This window comes from Leptospira andrefontaineae (genome assembly GCF_004770105.1).
Classification (GTDB): Bacteria; Spirochaetota; Leptospiria; order Leptospirales; family Leptospiraceae; genus Leptospira_B; species Leptospira_B andrefontaineae.
On record NZ_RQEY01000019.1, the window covers coordinates 324,977 to 338,718 of the forward strand.

The window sequence follows — 13,742 nt, forward strand, 5'->3', positions numbered from 1 at the left end:
TCGATTGAATACTTAAAAAGAAAAAGAAACCATGGTCGGGTCTAATTTCTCAGGACTTTGTCCGACAGAATAAAAAGGACGATATATGCCCTTCCAATTTTTAACAAATAGAGTCGTAAGACCTAAAAGAGCCTCCGGGATCCTAGTTTTAGTTCTGTTCTCATCTATATTCGTCTTCTCGAGTGGAAATGGATTCGCTGCTCCTAAAACCGACGGTTTTAAATTTCCCCAAGACCATTTTTTCCATAAAGGATACAGAGTAGAATGGTGCTATTTTATTGGTATCTTAGATACGGAAGAAGGTAAAGAATTAGGATATGAGCTGAGCTTCTTCCGAGCGTACCTTGGACCTAAAGTCGCATTGTATCCTGTCCACTTTGCTATCTCTGATCTGGATGACGAAAAACATAAGATCTCCCAAACGATCGAAAGAGAATTAGGCGGAGTCGCCGGCCAAGACAAGAGCAATTTATGGAGCGGCGATTATCGTATGGAAGTCACAGGGCCGGCAGATTTTAGGATCTCAGCGTTTCCTAGAACTGACTCAGGCTTTGGTTTAGAATTAGAGTTAAGTACCAAAGCAAAGAATATTCTTACTCATGGGAAAAACGGAAAATCACTTAAGAGCAGAAAGAATCCTAAATTTTTCTCCTATTATTACAGCATTCCTCGGTTAGAAACCAAAGGTTCACTTTATCTAGAAGGAAAAGAATATCATGTTAAATCCGGCACAAGTTGGATGGACCATGAATGGAGCAGTCCAGAGGGAACCGAGGCAGCTTTCGATCTTTCTTCCAAGGACATTTCCTGGGACTGGATCTGTATCCAAATGGAAGACGGTTCCGATATAATGGCCTTCAATTTCAAGAACAGATCGGGAGATGTGGAAACATTCGGGACCTATCGTTCTCCTGACGGAAAAGTAATCTCCTTAGAAAATGAAAACGATCTGAAATTTGTTCCGGAAGACAAAACCTGGAAAAGCGACCAAACTGGGAATTCTTACAAATTGCGATGGAAATTAATTTCCGAACGATTTAATCTGAATATCTCGCCCAAATTCGAGGAGCAGGAGTTCGACGCAAGATCTAGCACTGGACTAATTTATTGGGAAGGTGCGGTTAAAGTCGGCGGAGATATAGAAGGAAAATCCGTAAAAGGAAAAGGTTATCTGGAACTAAAACCTTTCCGTTAATTGCCGATCTAGGCCGGAGAAAAAACCTTTATCCCTGGCAAACGGTATGGAAAATTGTTCGATGCCCGAGGCGGGTCGCGACTTTTAACGGACTTTAATCCGAATGAGAAATTATTTTTTAAAAAGGATCTTTCTGATCGTTCCCACAATCCTCGGAATTACTTTCCTGGTATTTATTTTATCCCATTTGGCTCCGGGTGGACCCTTAGAAAGAGAGATCGCAAAGTTAAGAGGATATGGCAACGAAGATGGTGCCAGATCTTCCTTAATTAATAACGAAGAAATAGAGATCCTAAAACAAAAACTACGTTTGGACAAACCACTTCCGGTTGCTTACTTGTACTGGCTTTGGGATGTGGCAAGTTTGGATCTCGGAGAATCTAGATTACATTCTCGTCCAGTAAACGAACTCATCTTCGAAAAGATACCGGTCTCCCTTACATTCGGACTTTCCGGATTTTTACTTTCTTATTTAATCTGCATTCCATTAGGAATTCGTAAAGCGATCCAAAGTGGGCAGGCATTCGATAGTGGAACTAGTATCATCATTCTGATTGCGTACTCGATTCCTGTATTTGCACTTTCCATGTTGCTATTATATTTATTTTCCTCCGGAGAAGTGTTTTCCGTATTTCCTCTAGGCCATGAATATTCTGACAATTACGATGACTTGGATTTTTTTGAAAAGATCATAGATAGAGCAGAGCATATGTTCTTACCGGTACTTTGTTATGTTTCCGGATCTTTTGCGATGCTGACTCTTTTAATGAAAAATTCTCTTTTAGACCAGATCTCCAAAGAGTACGTGAGAACTGCGATCTCCAAAGGTTTATCTTTTAAAGATGCAATTTATAAACATGCTTTCAGAAACAGTCTAATCCCGATCGCCACAGGATTCGGTTCTAATTTAAGTTTGGTATTAGCGGGATCCTTGATCATCGAGCTGGTATTCAGTATAGATGGAATTGGATTACTCGGTTTCCAAGCAGTCACTGAAAGAGACACCAACCTGATGATGGGATTACTACTAATCCAGAGTTTTCTTTCTCTGATCGGAAATATCCTCTCCGATCTATGTTATGTTATCATCGACCCTAGGATCAATTTCGAAGCATGAACTCTTTAGCCAAAAGAAGATTCGAAAAATTCAGATCCAATACAAAAGCTTGGATCTCTCTCTGGATTTTGGGGACTTCTTATATCATTTCCTTATTCGCACCAATAGTTGCAAATAATCAACCTTGGATTGTTTCTTATGATGATTCTTGGAAATTCCCAATCTTCTTCCGTTATACTGATAAGGATTTCGGTGGATCCGAATATTCTCCTATAAATTATAAAAAACTAAAATTGAGAGAAGATTTCGAAGACGACGATGATAATTGGATCTTGTTCCCTCCAGTTCCATACGGATATAACGAAGACAATTTAGAAACGATTGAAGATGACGAAAATCCTCCTTCCTCCCCTAGCCTAAAACATTGGCTTGGAACTGATGATAGAGGAAGAGATGTATTCACTCGGATCTTTTATGCGTACAGAAACTCCATGAGTTTCGGACTCATACTAGTAATTATAGAATTCCTATTTGGAACCATCATAGGTGGGATCCAAGGATATTACGGAAAAAGGACTGATATCATATTACAAAGGATCATCGAAATTTTATCTGCTATTCCTTTCTTATATTTGATACTGATCATGGGTTCCTTTTTCGGCCGAGGATTTATAGTGTTGGGGATCACTTATTCCGCATTAAGCTGGATAGGGATCAGCATGTATATGAGAGGTGAATTCTATAGGGCCAAGGCTCTTACTTATGTGGATGCAGCTAAAGCATTAGGCGCTAGTTCTTGGAGTATAATGAAAAATCATATTCTCCCTAATGCGATCACTCCACTTGTGACCTTCTTACCTTTTGCACTTATCAGTTCGATCTCCATCTTGAGTGCTCTGGACTTTTTAGGTTATGGAATTCCGGCACCAAATCCTTCTTGGGGAGAAATGATCAGCCAAGGAAGAGATAATCTGAGAGCTTGGTGGTTGATCGCATTTCCTTCTTTGTCTTTGGCGGCCACTATTCTTCTTTCTTCTTTTATAGGAGAAGGGATACGTGATTCTTTTGATTCTAAGGAGAAGGTAACGTACGAATGAATTCGGAAGCTATTCTCCAAGTATCTAATTTAAATCTAGAACTTTTCAAAGAAGGAAGGTTCGTACCATTATTAGAAGATATCAATTTCGAGATCCGTAAAGGAGAAGTTCTTGCACTCGTAGGGGAATCAGGTTGTGGAAAATCTGTATGCGCTGCTGCGATCACAAAATTACTTTCTCATGAATCGTTTAGATATGCGAATGGAAAGGTCTTATTCCAAGGAACGGACCTTCTTCAAACAGACTCTGAAACTTTAAGAAAGATCCGAGGAAAAAAAATCTCATACGTATTCCAAGAACCCTTCTCAGCTTTAAATCCTTTAAGCAAAATAAAAGACCAAATGACAGAAGGATTTTTAGAACACGGGCTTGGGACCCGTAAAGAAGCGGAAGATAAGGCCGAATATCTTCTTGGAGCAGTAGGAATTACCGACATAAAATTAAGGATGAATTGTTATCCTCATCAGTTGAGCGGAGGGATCTTGCAAAGAGTTGGGATCGGAATGGCATTGATGTGTGATCCGGAACTTCTGATCGCAGATGAACCTACTTCTGCTTTAGACGTTACGGTCCAGGCCCAATTGGTGGAACTCCTACTAAGACTCAAAGAAAAAATGAACTTATCCGTATTATTCATCTCTCATGATTTCGGTTTGGTCAGCCATATCGCAGACCGGATCTGTGTATTATACGCAGGAAGAATTGCAGAGCTTGGAACAGTGGACCAAGTTTTGGATGAACCAAACCATCCTTATACAAAAGATCTTCTGGATTCTTTACCTTCTCATTTTTCCCAAACTGGAGTTTTTAAACCGATAGAAGGAAGATTACCTTCTCCAGGAAATTATCCTAAAGGTTGTCATTATTCAGACAGATGTGATTTTGTATTTTCTCACTGTAATACTGTAAAACCTATATTAAAAAGTACGAATGGATCCGGACATCTCTCAGCATGCTTCTTAAATGAGAAGACGGAGCTTGCAGGATGAAACTTTTAGAGATCAAAGACCTGAATGTAAGCTACGGAAAAGACGGCTTTTTTGGTGGAAGAAAATCAGTAATCAAAGCGGTAGAAAATGTAAATTTAGAAATGGAAGAAGGAGAAACCTTTAGCCTAGTAGGAGAATCCGGCTGCGGAAAATCCACACTAGGCAGAGCAATACTCAGACTTCTAAAATCGGATTCTGGGTCTATATTCTTCAAAGGAAAGGAAATCATAGATCTAAAAGAAAAAGAATTTTTACCTCTCCGAAAACAGATCCAAATCGTATTCCAAGATCCTTATTCTTCCCTAAACCCAAGAAGAAATATTAAAGATATTTTAACTGAAGGTTTGTTTATCCACGAAAATTATACGGACGAACAAGCGGAAAAGGAGGCAGCCGATATTTTGGAAAAAGTAGGGCTTTCTCCCGAAATCCTAAATAGATATCCTCATGAATTCTCAGGGGGGCAAAGACAAAGAATAGCGATCGCAAGAGCTCTTATCCTAAAACCTGAATTTATACTTTTTGATGAAGCAGTTTCCGCTCTAGATGTTTCCAACCAAGCTCAGGTACTTCTTCTATTACAAAAATTGAAAGCGGATTTTGGTCTTTCCTATCTTTTTATCTCTCATGATCTGGGGATCGTAAAATCTATCTCGGATAAGATCGCAGTCATGTATTTGGGAAAGATCGTAGAAATAGGCACCAAGTCCCAAATTGCAGAAAGACCTTCTCATCCTTATACGAAAGCATTATTCGGAGCAGTATTCGAAGTTGAAAATCGAAAGATCCGAAAAACTCCTCTACAAGGAGAAGTGCCAAGTATATTAAAAAAACCGAAAGGTTGCCATTTCCATACTCGATGCCCTATCGCAAAAGAGATCTGTTCCGAAACTATTCCGGAATGGAAAGATCTAGGCGAAGGTCATAAGTCCTATTGTCATTTTCCGGACGGAAAATAAAATGCGCTCCTGGGATGTACTCAATCGGTATTTAGAAGAAAATAAGATCCGCTATATCTCCGCTCTCGGATTTTTCGTATTATTATTCATACTGATCGTCTATATTCCTTTCGTTCAAAGAAAGGACGTTTATAAAGAATTTATATTAGATCGTCTACGAAGTTCGACCGACTTGGACATCAAAGTTGCGGATTCGGATCTATATCTTCTTCCTTTTCCCGGAATCGAACTGAATCAAATTGAGATCCGAAAAGATAATGTACTGATCGCAGTCAGCGATAAAGTAGATATAGATATATCTTGGTTCGGCTTAATCAAAAGAATGATAGAGATCAGAGATATTTCTATCAATGGTGGATCTCTTCATCTAGAAAGGAGGAAGGATGGATCTTTCGATATAGTAGAATATTTGAATGGAAAGAAGAAGGAGACAGAACAGAAGAGCAACGTAAAAGAACTTCTGGATGATGTAAATTCCAAGATCGGATTCTCCACTGAAGACTTTTTAGCAGTCAGTTTAAAGAATATCGAAATAGATAATTTCACTTTAGTATATAACGAACAAAATCACGAAAAAAAATATATAGTATATTTCAAAAAGTCCCAAGTTTCCGTTTCTTTCTATGGAAAGGATGTGGATCTTTTATTCCAAGGAAGAATAGACGATCAACCTATCGATCTGGAAATGACAGGCGGCCTGCAAAACTTCCCAATCAATTGGGAAAAATTACAATTCAGTGCAATCTTAAAAACGGAAGAACTCTCTCTTTCATTACTTAGAGAAATATTTAATATTTTTCCAGCAGGGGACTTCTCCAAAACAAAACTTTCCGGAAGAACGGAAGTCGTAAAAGAAGAAGGTACCATCTTCAAATTCAAAGTCCGAAATCAAGTTAAGGATCTTGCATATAAAGGAGGACTTCCTTTTGGGAATATCAGATTGAACGTGGACTTCGATCTGGATTTGATCAATAAAAAGGTAGCCTTTCCTTTTATAGAAGCCGTTTGGGAAGGGGTGGCAAAAGCCACAGCAAAAGGAAGCGTAAACTGGAAGAACAGAAGTTTAGGTCAGTTCGATATCAAAGCAGATTACGGAGACTATCATAATCTTTTAAAATTAGGAAAACTATTCCATGTAAGAGAAGATCTTTTTGATCCGAATTCTCCTCCCGGTATCTTCTATTTTACCGGGGAATTAAATAATATTTTCGCATTCAAACATAGATTCGCTCATATAAAAATGGAAGCCAAGTATGTGGATCCGCTTCTTTCTATTCCGAATTTTCATGCGTATATCTATAACGGAGAAATATTAGGAAAAGCCAAAATATATCCGGATATACCAAAGATAGAAGTAGAGGGAGATGCGCATAGACTCCAAGTAGATAAGGTCCTTCTCCCATATTTATCCGAGAAAATTATGGAAGGTGAACTTTCTAGTTGGTTCTCTTTCGAAACCCAGATCAGAAATCATTCCAGAGATTCCGTGACCGAACTTTTTGCAAACATGAAAGGGATCGGAAATATCACGATCAAAAACGGTGAGCTAGTCGGTTATGCAAACTTTATGGTGCCGGTCTTAAATACTCTTGGTAAAATTATCGCATTCAAAGGTGTAGACGGACGAGAGTTAAAATTTGAGACCCTTAGATCGGATGTAAAAATTTCAGGCAATGAGATGTACTTTCCTAATATGAAACTGGAAATTGCGGATAGCGGAATGGATGTGGATGGAAAAGGCACTGTCGGTTTCGATCAAAAAATCGATATGAGACTACATCTTCGTCTAGGCGGAAAAATTATCGGGAAAGGGTTACAAATCCCAATCATTTACGCAGGAACTTTCGGAAAAAGTATACCTTATGTAGATCCAATTTGGCTCGGAAGTGTATATACCGGTATGACACTTCTCGGCCCTTATCTGATTGTTGTCGGCGGACCTTACGCGGGAGGGGTCGCAGGGTCCGTAATTGGAGAATATGTCCGAGATCTTTGGGACGGTGTTACCGGTCTATTCGGTGGAAGTAGTTCAGACTCGGACAAAAAACAAAAAGAGAAATAAATTAGTACTCTTTTCTTTCCAACTCTTCCTTAGTTGGAAATACCAAATTCTGATTCATCAATTCATGACTTAGATTCAAGAATGCTCTTGCTTTATTAAAATGAGAATCACAGATCCGGGCTTCCGTATCACAAAGGTTTACTTCTTCCCTTGGACCCTTTGCGGAATATTTTAAGTTACGATTTCCATCCACAAAATGGATATAGAATAGATCGGACTCGATCCAACCGATCAAATTTCCATAGGCAAAGTACGCAGACTCTGTCTTTTTAGGAGCAAGCAAATTCCTTCCCATAGCAGAAAAGTAAGCTTCTTTACCAACAAGACCCAAGATCGTAGGAATAACATCCAATTGAGAAGCATCTCTATCATCTATAGCAGGTAGAATTTTCCCCGGGGAATATATTAAAAACGGAATATTCCTATCTTCGTAATAATCCAAATAACGATGGTGAGTATGATCCGCTACAAATACAAAAATCGTATTATCAAAATACTTGGATTTTTCCGCTCGGTCCATAAAATCCTTAAGAGCCCAATCCGCATAGTGATACACGTTTAGATATTCGAAGTCTCTCTCATCATCTTTAAAGATCCTGAATTTAGGATCTGGAGCCCGGTACGGATAATGTGTGGATAAGGTAAGAGAAACTCCTAAAAAAGGTTTTTTTGATTCTGAAATTTTTTCGTGCAGCACCTGAAGCACATCTGCATCATCATATCCCCAAGCTCCTATCTTAAATCGATTCAACTTAGCGATCTCTTTTTCGCCTAAAACAGAATCAAATCCCCAATGAGGCATTAAAGTTGCTTTATTATCAAAACTTAAATCTCCACCGGTTACGAAGAATGTATCGTATCCTAAACCTTTGAAAATATTTCCTATCCCGGAAAAATTGCCTAGTACTTGGTGAGTTCGAACAACCGTCAGTCCCGGTCTATCAGGCAATCCGGTAAGAATGGACATCATACCATTAGTAGTTCTTCCACCTGAGGCAAAAAATCTGGTATAAAATCTTCCTTTTCGTAACAGTTTATTAAAATTAGGAGTGAGTTCTTTTCCGAATACTTTTCCATCACTGATCGGATCTATAAATTTTCCGGTCCAATTTTCCAGAAGGATCAAAACTATATTCGGGGGTTTCCCGTTGTTTGTTTGTTTCTGTTTTCTTAATAAAGGATATTTTTTTCCGATAAAATCAGCACCTTCATAAGAGATCTCTTCTCTAACTATACGAACAGATTCTTTGGTTTCTAATTTTAAATAATTCGGAATGGATTGGCTTTTTAAATCCATGATGGAAGTAAATACACCATTCAATGCAATATTGTTTACGAAAGAATGTCCGGAAACGATTGCATTACTCGCTCTCAAAGGAGTCTCTTGAACACCTCCTCGGATCGCGAAAACAACGAGTACTAAAACTACAAAAGAAAGAATAGAGTCCCTTTTCCAAGATTCAGGTTCATGTTTGTAAGGATTAAATTTTAAGAATAGATAAGTAGATAAAGGTAAGAATACCAAAACTAAAAGGGAAGCCACCACAGCTAAGAAAGGATTCTGTTCAAAGGCGGATCTTAAGATCACACCCATATCCTTTCCAATGAATACGAAACCTTCATAACCTATATGTTTATTCGCATTTTCGAAATAAACTATATCAGCTATCAAATGTGAAAGCATCCAAACGCTGATCACGATCGGAAAGTATCCCCAGAAAAAGTTGAAAAACTTAAATCGATTTATATAAGGAAGACAAGAAAGAAAAGCAAACGGTCCTAAGATCATTCCGATCACGGAAATATCGAACCTAAGTCCTACCAAGATTGCCCACAAAACATCCTTGGTTTCCGCACCTTCTAATCTATAGGAATACACCCAAAGAAAAGCTGCTTTATAAAGAATTAGAATTAGAACAAAGTAGATGGCATATCCGCCGATCAATTTAAGATTGGTTGGTAAACGTTTCATCTTTTCCAATTGATTAGAATTTTAGAGAGCCTGTCGGGCAAGACAAAAAAGAGAGATACGGCTACCAACCAAAGTCTTATTTAGTCTAGGTCCAAACCTTCTAATCTTAAAACTTCCAGAGCGTTACTGGACTGTACTATACCGGATCTGATCTTATAATCGAAAGTCATCTTGCCGTTCTCAATTTCTTCCCTGAAGTGAAACAAAGAAAGTTCGGGTAAGTCCGCCAATTCAAGATCATGAGTTGTAATAATTCCGAACACACCGTACTGTCTTAATTTTTTCAATATTCCTTTGCAGGCAATTGTTCTTTCTCTTGAATTCGTGCCTTTTAGGATCTCGTCCAATAGCACTAACCTACCTTTCTGAGAATTTTTAATATCTTGTAATATTCTTCCCAGACGTCTGACTTCCGCATAAAAGAATGAGATACCCTCCTCTACAGAGTCTTCATTTCGGATACTGGAATGTACGTCTAAGATAGGAGTTATAAATTCGGAAGCGGGTACTGGTCCTCCAGCCATTGCAAATATTCCTGAAATTCCCAATGCTCTTAAGTAAGTGGTCTTTCCAGACATATTCGATCCGGTTAAAAGAAGAAGTTTTCCTGGTTGCATAGGTTCCAGATCGTTCGCTACTCTTTTGTCGGAAGGAATTAACGGATGTACAAGATTTTTTGCATGAATCGTTGTATTTGATTTTTCTAATATAGGAAAAGTAAATTCCGGCTCTATCCAGCTTAGATTCGCAAGTGGGAGCAAAGAATCCAGCTCGGCAAGATCCGACATGGATGCCTTTAGAGAAGTGCCGTTTTTATTCCACCAAGAAGTATACCTTCTCCAAATCCAAAGATCGAAAAAGAACAAAATATTCAATAATGCGTGAGCTAAAGGAGACTGAGTATAAGCGGCTAAATTGGAAATTTTAAGAAATTGTTTCCAAGAGTTTTTGAGTTCTTTCTGATTCCAATTGGAAAGAAAAATTTCTCCCTTTGTTCCGGAAAGATTAGAAGAACGAATATATAGTAAAAGTTTTCCTAATTCCTCCAATGTTTCCGAATCTTCTGCGATTGGCTGGAGCATCTTTAAGGATCTATTTCGATAAGATCCGAAAAATGCAGAATGAAGAATGAAGATCCCGAATCCCCAGGTTTGTCCGAATAAAAAACTTCCTAATACTAAAATCCAAACAAGAGCGAGCCAAACTGGAAATAAAACTCTGAGCGCTCCAGCCACTTTTCCAAAAGAAGATTTCCAAAAATCATTTGGCTCTTCTTCAAATAAATTGAACGGAAAATCTGTCTTATTCTTTTCGGAACGTTCCGGTTGAAGACTACCGATCTTAGGAATATAAGAAGGAAGTTTTTCATCTTCTCCCTCTCTTCTTGCCGGAAAGGAAGCTTCATACAATCTAAACTGCCTGAGCAACTTTTGGAGTACTTTTGCTCTTTTAGAAAGACCGATAACTACAGTTTGTCTCGCCATTACCTTTGATTCTTCGGGAGTTTCCAAGAAATATTCTAAAAACTTGGAAGTTCCTTTTTGTATGACAGTGGTGTCTATTCTGGAAAAGATCCCCTTCTCTCCCAAAAAATCCAAATCCTTTGTCCAAGGCGGAAGGCCGGTCTCTAATACAAGATTCTTATAATATTCTCTTTTAGACTTTGGATAATGTTTTCCATCCAATTGGATTCTGGAGATCTGAGCTGTTATGAAATCTGACCAAACATTTAACCTTCTAATCTTCTCCCTTCTCTTTTGATACGCGGATAATAAACGATAGAAGACTGCTAAAATGAGAATGGAAGGTAAATAGTATAGATCAGAGACAGTTCGAAGAAGATAAACTCCAACAATCCAAACGATAAAAAATAAGAAGGAAAGTATTCTGAAAGTGGATAATAGGGAAAGAGCGGATTCTTCCTTTTGGATGATCCTGCCAAGGCGGGAAATTTCGGATCCAAGTCGACGGACCCTGTTTAGGGCGTTCATACCGCTAAAGTAACGTTCTCGTAGTTTTCGGTCTCTCTTTTGTATATTTCATGGTCCAAAAGACGGACCAAGGAACCAACATCTTGCATCAACCATTTGGAAACCGTTTTACCTTTTTCGCGGCCCAAAATTTTGTCCACGTAGACGTAACCGAATAGATCTGTACCGTACTCGTATACGACGAATCTTCCCGATCTTTTGCCGGTCCTATTTTCCAGACGGATCTGCATTTTACCGAATTTACTCCGCACTTTCTTTTCGTACAAGAAAAAAAATATCTCAAGTATTTTTGCAAAGTCCCGAAGTACAGTTTGGGAGAAAGCTTCCTTTCCAAGGATGGAAAACCGGAACTTTCTCCCTTTTTTCCCAAATGGGGTCGCACGGAGGCGATTTATGATATATCCCGAAATGGATCCGGATCTACGGAGTTCCTTCGCAAAAATCGGAAAAACCTTTGCTAATCTTACAAACGACACTGCCTTACCCGAATTCGGTTTAAAAGCGGGGAATTTGCTGGATCGAAAACAAATGAAAATTTTAATCGAGATCCGAAAAAGAAGAATCAATTCCAAACAATGGAATAGCTTCCAAAAAGATTAAAACCCAAACCAGGAACAAAAAAAGCCCCTCGATCTCTCGAGAGGCTCTTCCTGAAAACTAAATATTCTGTTCTTAATATTTAGTTTTGGTAGAAGGAAGTTTCACATTCAGGATAATATCCACTTCAGTTACTTCTCCCTCTCTCACCTTAATATCAGCATTATTCAAGTTCAGATCTTCTGCGAAGGTAGCCTTGATCTCATACTCTCCCGGTTTTAAGTTTGTAAACCAGAAGTTACCGTTTTGATCAGTATTTAATTTATTTATACCAGTCACGCTTGTAACGGTTGGCATGAAGATCGGCTGATTGATCACAGGGTTATCCAAGGTTCTGTAGAATACTTTTCCTCGGATCGCTCCGTAGCCTGTCATAGAAGTAACAACTTCCAGATCATTTCTCTTATTAGGAAGAACTGCCTGGGTTTTTTGAACTTCAGGATAATCATCCGCTTGGATGGTTACCTTGTGAACTCCAGCCGGAACACCTTTAACGGTTAAAGTGTAAGTTGCACCTGCAGTGAGTTTACCCATTCTCTTAGTTGCGCCCCAATAGTTAGAAGATTCAGTAGTGATCGTCTTATCCACTTCCTTATCGTCTATGAGTACTCGGATAGAACGATTTCCCACCCTCTTCTTACCAGAGGTAATACGGATCTCCGGAGGAAGATCGGACACAGCATATGCTCTGTCTTGGATAATAGTGGTTTTGATTACCAAATCACCTTTCAGATTTGTAGGAACAACTGGAGGCTCTTCATTAGTGACCACCGGGGTTTCAGGCTCCGGTTTAGGAGGTTGAACATCCGGAATTGGAGTAGGATTCACAGGCGGTTTAACAGGCTCTACAGGTTTTGGAGGGTCCGGCTTTTTTTCTCCGGCTAAGAAGATACCAGACGCGTTACCCGAAATCTGAGGTACTTGTTCGTGATCGTACTTTTTAGCCATATTCACTGTTTCATCTTTAGAAGCGAAGAAGGCTTCGAGCGCAGTGATCACATTGTCTTGGTTTAAGTCCCCACTAGAAAGGGCCTTTCCGAAATTATAAGTAAAGATCCCGTGATTGATTGTTCCGCCAACTTCGATCGCAGTTTGGTTATCATCCGCACTGGAAATGATCGCTTTGTCTTGGAAGAAAAAGTCTTGGGAGTCTTGTTTAACTGTTCCATCACTTCCTTCCGGAATTGGAACATTAGCAGAACCTCTGGTTGCCTTTCCTTTTTTAGCGATACCTCCGGAGAAGCAGCAGTCGAAAACGAAAACAGTCTTAGGAGATTTGATCGCTTCTAGATAATCATTCAACTCATCGTCGGAAAGGTGAGGCCTATCATAACAAATGATCAAGTTCCTCATTCCGTTCTTTGCTTTTTCATCTCTTTGAAAAGCACCGTGACCGGAGAAATAAAGAAATACCGTATCATCCGCTTTTGCTTTAGAAGCAAGAGCCTTAATTTCTTTCTGTATATTGTCCTTGGTAACATCTTTACCCAAAACAATTTTGATCTCATCGAATTTTCCTACACGTTTGATCTCATCGTGTAGATATTTGGCATCGGCCTCACAAAGATTTAACTCCGGAATTCCGGCTTTGTTTCCTTTATAGTTAGATCCGAAGATAAGGCCTAACCTTTTCTGTGCGAATACATCAGTAGAAAACAAAAAGAGGGAAATTCCGATTATGGAAATTAAGGATTTCAATCAGAGCCTCCTGGCTTGGGTGTCTCAAAATAGCAAAAAGCTAGGCTTTGTCATTATTTTTTTGCCCTAAGGATAGATACCTTCCTAGAGCGAGTACCGGACGTAAGACCGAGGATTTTCCGATT

Annotated in this window: 11 protein-coding genes; 7 read left to right on the top strand and 4 right to left on the bottom strand. The window is 39.0% G+C overall.

Translation table 11 applies throughout. From position 1 onward, the window contains the following. Positions 1 to 85 precede the first annotated feature (85 nt). From EHO65_RS15595 to EHO65_RS15620, 6 genes are all read left to right on the top strand, one after another. Positions 86 to 1,195: a lipocalin-like domain-containing protein gene (locus EHO65_RS15595; protein ID WP_135775485.1), complete on the top strand. Its 1,110-nt coding sequence runs from the start codon at positions 86 to 88 to the stop codon at positions 1,193 to 1,195. A 103-nt stretch (positions 1,196 to 1,298) separates the two neighbouring features. Further along, positions 1,299 to 2,312 carry an ABC transporter permease subunit gene (locus EHO65_RS15600; RefSeq protein WP_135678241.1) on the top strand — a complete coding sequence of 338 codons (1,014 nt, stop codon included), beginning with the start codon at positions 1,299 to 1,301 and terminating at the stop codon, positions 2,310 to 2,312. Then, complete coding sequence (locus EHO65_RS15605) at positions 2,309 to 3,349, top strand: ABC transporter permease subunit (RefSeq protein ID WP_135775486.1); 1,041 nt, start codon at positions 2,309 to 2,311, stop codon at positions 3,347 to 3,349. The genes EHO65_RS15600 and EHO65_RS15605 overlap by 4 nt, the downstream gene beginning before the upstream one ends. Beyond that, entirely contained in the window at positions 3,346 to 4,338 is a 993-nt protein-coding gene (locus tag EHO65_RS15610) for an ABC transporter ATP-binding protein (protein ID WP_135775487.1), read from the top strand. Before EHO65_RS15605 ends, EHO65_RS15610 begins: the two co-directional genes overlap by 4 nt. Next, on the top strand, positions 4,335 to 5,297 hold the full coding sequence (locus tag EHO65_RS15615) for an ABC transporter ATP-binding protein (RefSeq protein ID WP_135775488.1): 963 nt from the start codon (positions 4,335 to 4,337) through the stop codon (positions 5,295 to 5,297). Before EHO65_RS15610 ends, EHO65_RS15615 begins: the two co-directional genes overlap by 4 nt. Position 5,298: 1 nt before the next feature. Further along, a complete protein-coding gene (locus EHO65_RS15620) occupies positions 5,299 to 7,359 on the top strand; it encodes an AsmA family protein (RefSeq protein ID WP_135775489.1) in 2,061 nt (686 codons plus the stop codon). A gap of 1 nt (position 7,360) precedes the next feature. Here EHO65_RS15620 and EHO65_RS15625 read toward each other — a convergent pair whose 3' ends face one another. From EHO65_RS15625 to EHO65_RS15635, 3 genes are all read right to left on the bottom strand, one after another. Next, entirely contained in the window at positions 7,361 to 9,331 is a 1,971-nt protein-coding gene (locus EHO65_RS15625) for an LTA synthase family protein (protein ID WP_135775490.1), read from the bottom strand. An 80-nt stretch (positions 9,332 to 9,411) separates the two neighbouring features. Beyond that, positions 9,412 to 11,322: a MutS family DNA mismatch repair protein gene (locus EHO65_RS15630; RefSeq protein ID WP_135775491.1), complete on the bottom strand. Its 1,911-nt coding sequence runs from the start codon at positions 11,320 to 11,322 to the stop codon at positions 9,412 to 9,414. Further along, complete coding sequence (locus EHO65_RS15635) at positions 11,319 to 11,552, bottom strand: hypothetical protein (RefSeq protein ID WP_135775492.1); 234 nt, start codon at positions 11,550 to 11,552, stop codon at positions 11,319 to 11,321. The genes EHO65_RS15630 and EHO65_RS15635 overlap by 4 nt, the downstream gene beginning before the upstream one ends. A gap of 163 nt (positions 11,553 to 11,715) precedes the next feature. On the opposite strand from EHO65_RS15635, the gene EHO65_RS15640 reads away from it, so the two are divergent. Then, entirely contained in the window at positions 11,716 to 11,922 is a 207-nt protein-coding gene (locus EHO65_RS15640) for a hypothetical protein (RefSeq protein ID WP_008594093.1), read from the top strand. Positions 11,923 to 11,994: 72 nt separating this feature from the next. Here EHO65_RS15640 and EHO65_RS15645 read toward each other — a convergent pair whose 3' ends face one another. Then, complete coding sequence (locus EHO65_RS15645) at positions 11,995 to 13,617, bottom strand: caspase family protein (protein ID WP_135775493.1); 1,623 nt, start codon at positions 13,615 to 13,617, stop codon at positions 11,995 to 11,997. Positions 13,618 to 13,742: the final 125 nt, after the last annotated feature.

Coding starts and splice junctions, on each gene's coding strand:
- EHO65_RS15620 (WP_135775489.1), top strand. CDS start 5,299: ATGCGCTCCTGGGATGTACTCAATCGGTATTTAGAAGAAAATAAGATC.
- EHO65_RS15635 (WP_135775492.1), bottom strand. CDS start 11,552: ATGCAGATCCGTCTGGAAAATAGGACCGGCAAAAGATCGGGAAGATTC.
- EHO65_RS15600 (WP_135678241.1), top strand. CDS start 1,299: ATGAGAAATTATTTTTTAAAAAGGATCTTTCTGATCGTTCCCACAATC.
- EHO65_RS15625 (WP_135775490.1), bottom strand. CDS start 9,331: ATGAAACGTTTACCAACCAATCTTAAATTGATCGGCGGATATGCCATC.
- EHO65_RS15630 (WP_135775491.1), bottom strand. CDS start 11,322: ATGAACGCCCTAAACAGGGTCCGTCGACTTGGATCCGAAATTTCCCGC.
- EHO65_RS15615 (WP_135775488.1), top strand. CDS start 4,335: ATGAAACTTTTAGAGATCAAAGACCTGAATGTAAGCTACGGAAAAGAC.
- EHO65_RS15605 (WP_135775486.1), top strand. CDS start 2,309: ATGAACTCTTTAGCCAAAAGAAGATTCGAAAAATTCAGATCCAATACA.
- EHO65_RS15640 (WP_008594093.1), top strand. CDS start 11,716: ATGATATATCCCGAAATGGATCCGGATCTACGGAGTTCCTTCGCAAAA.
- EHO65_RS15610 (WP_135775487.1), top strand. CDS start 3,346: ATGAATTCGGAAGCTATTCTCCAAGTATCTAATTTAAATCTAGAACTT.
- EHO65_RS15595 (WP_135775485.1), top strand. CDS start 86: ATGCCCTTCCAATTTTTAACAAATAGAGTCGTAAGACCTAAAAGAGCC.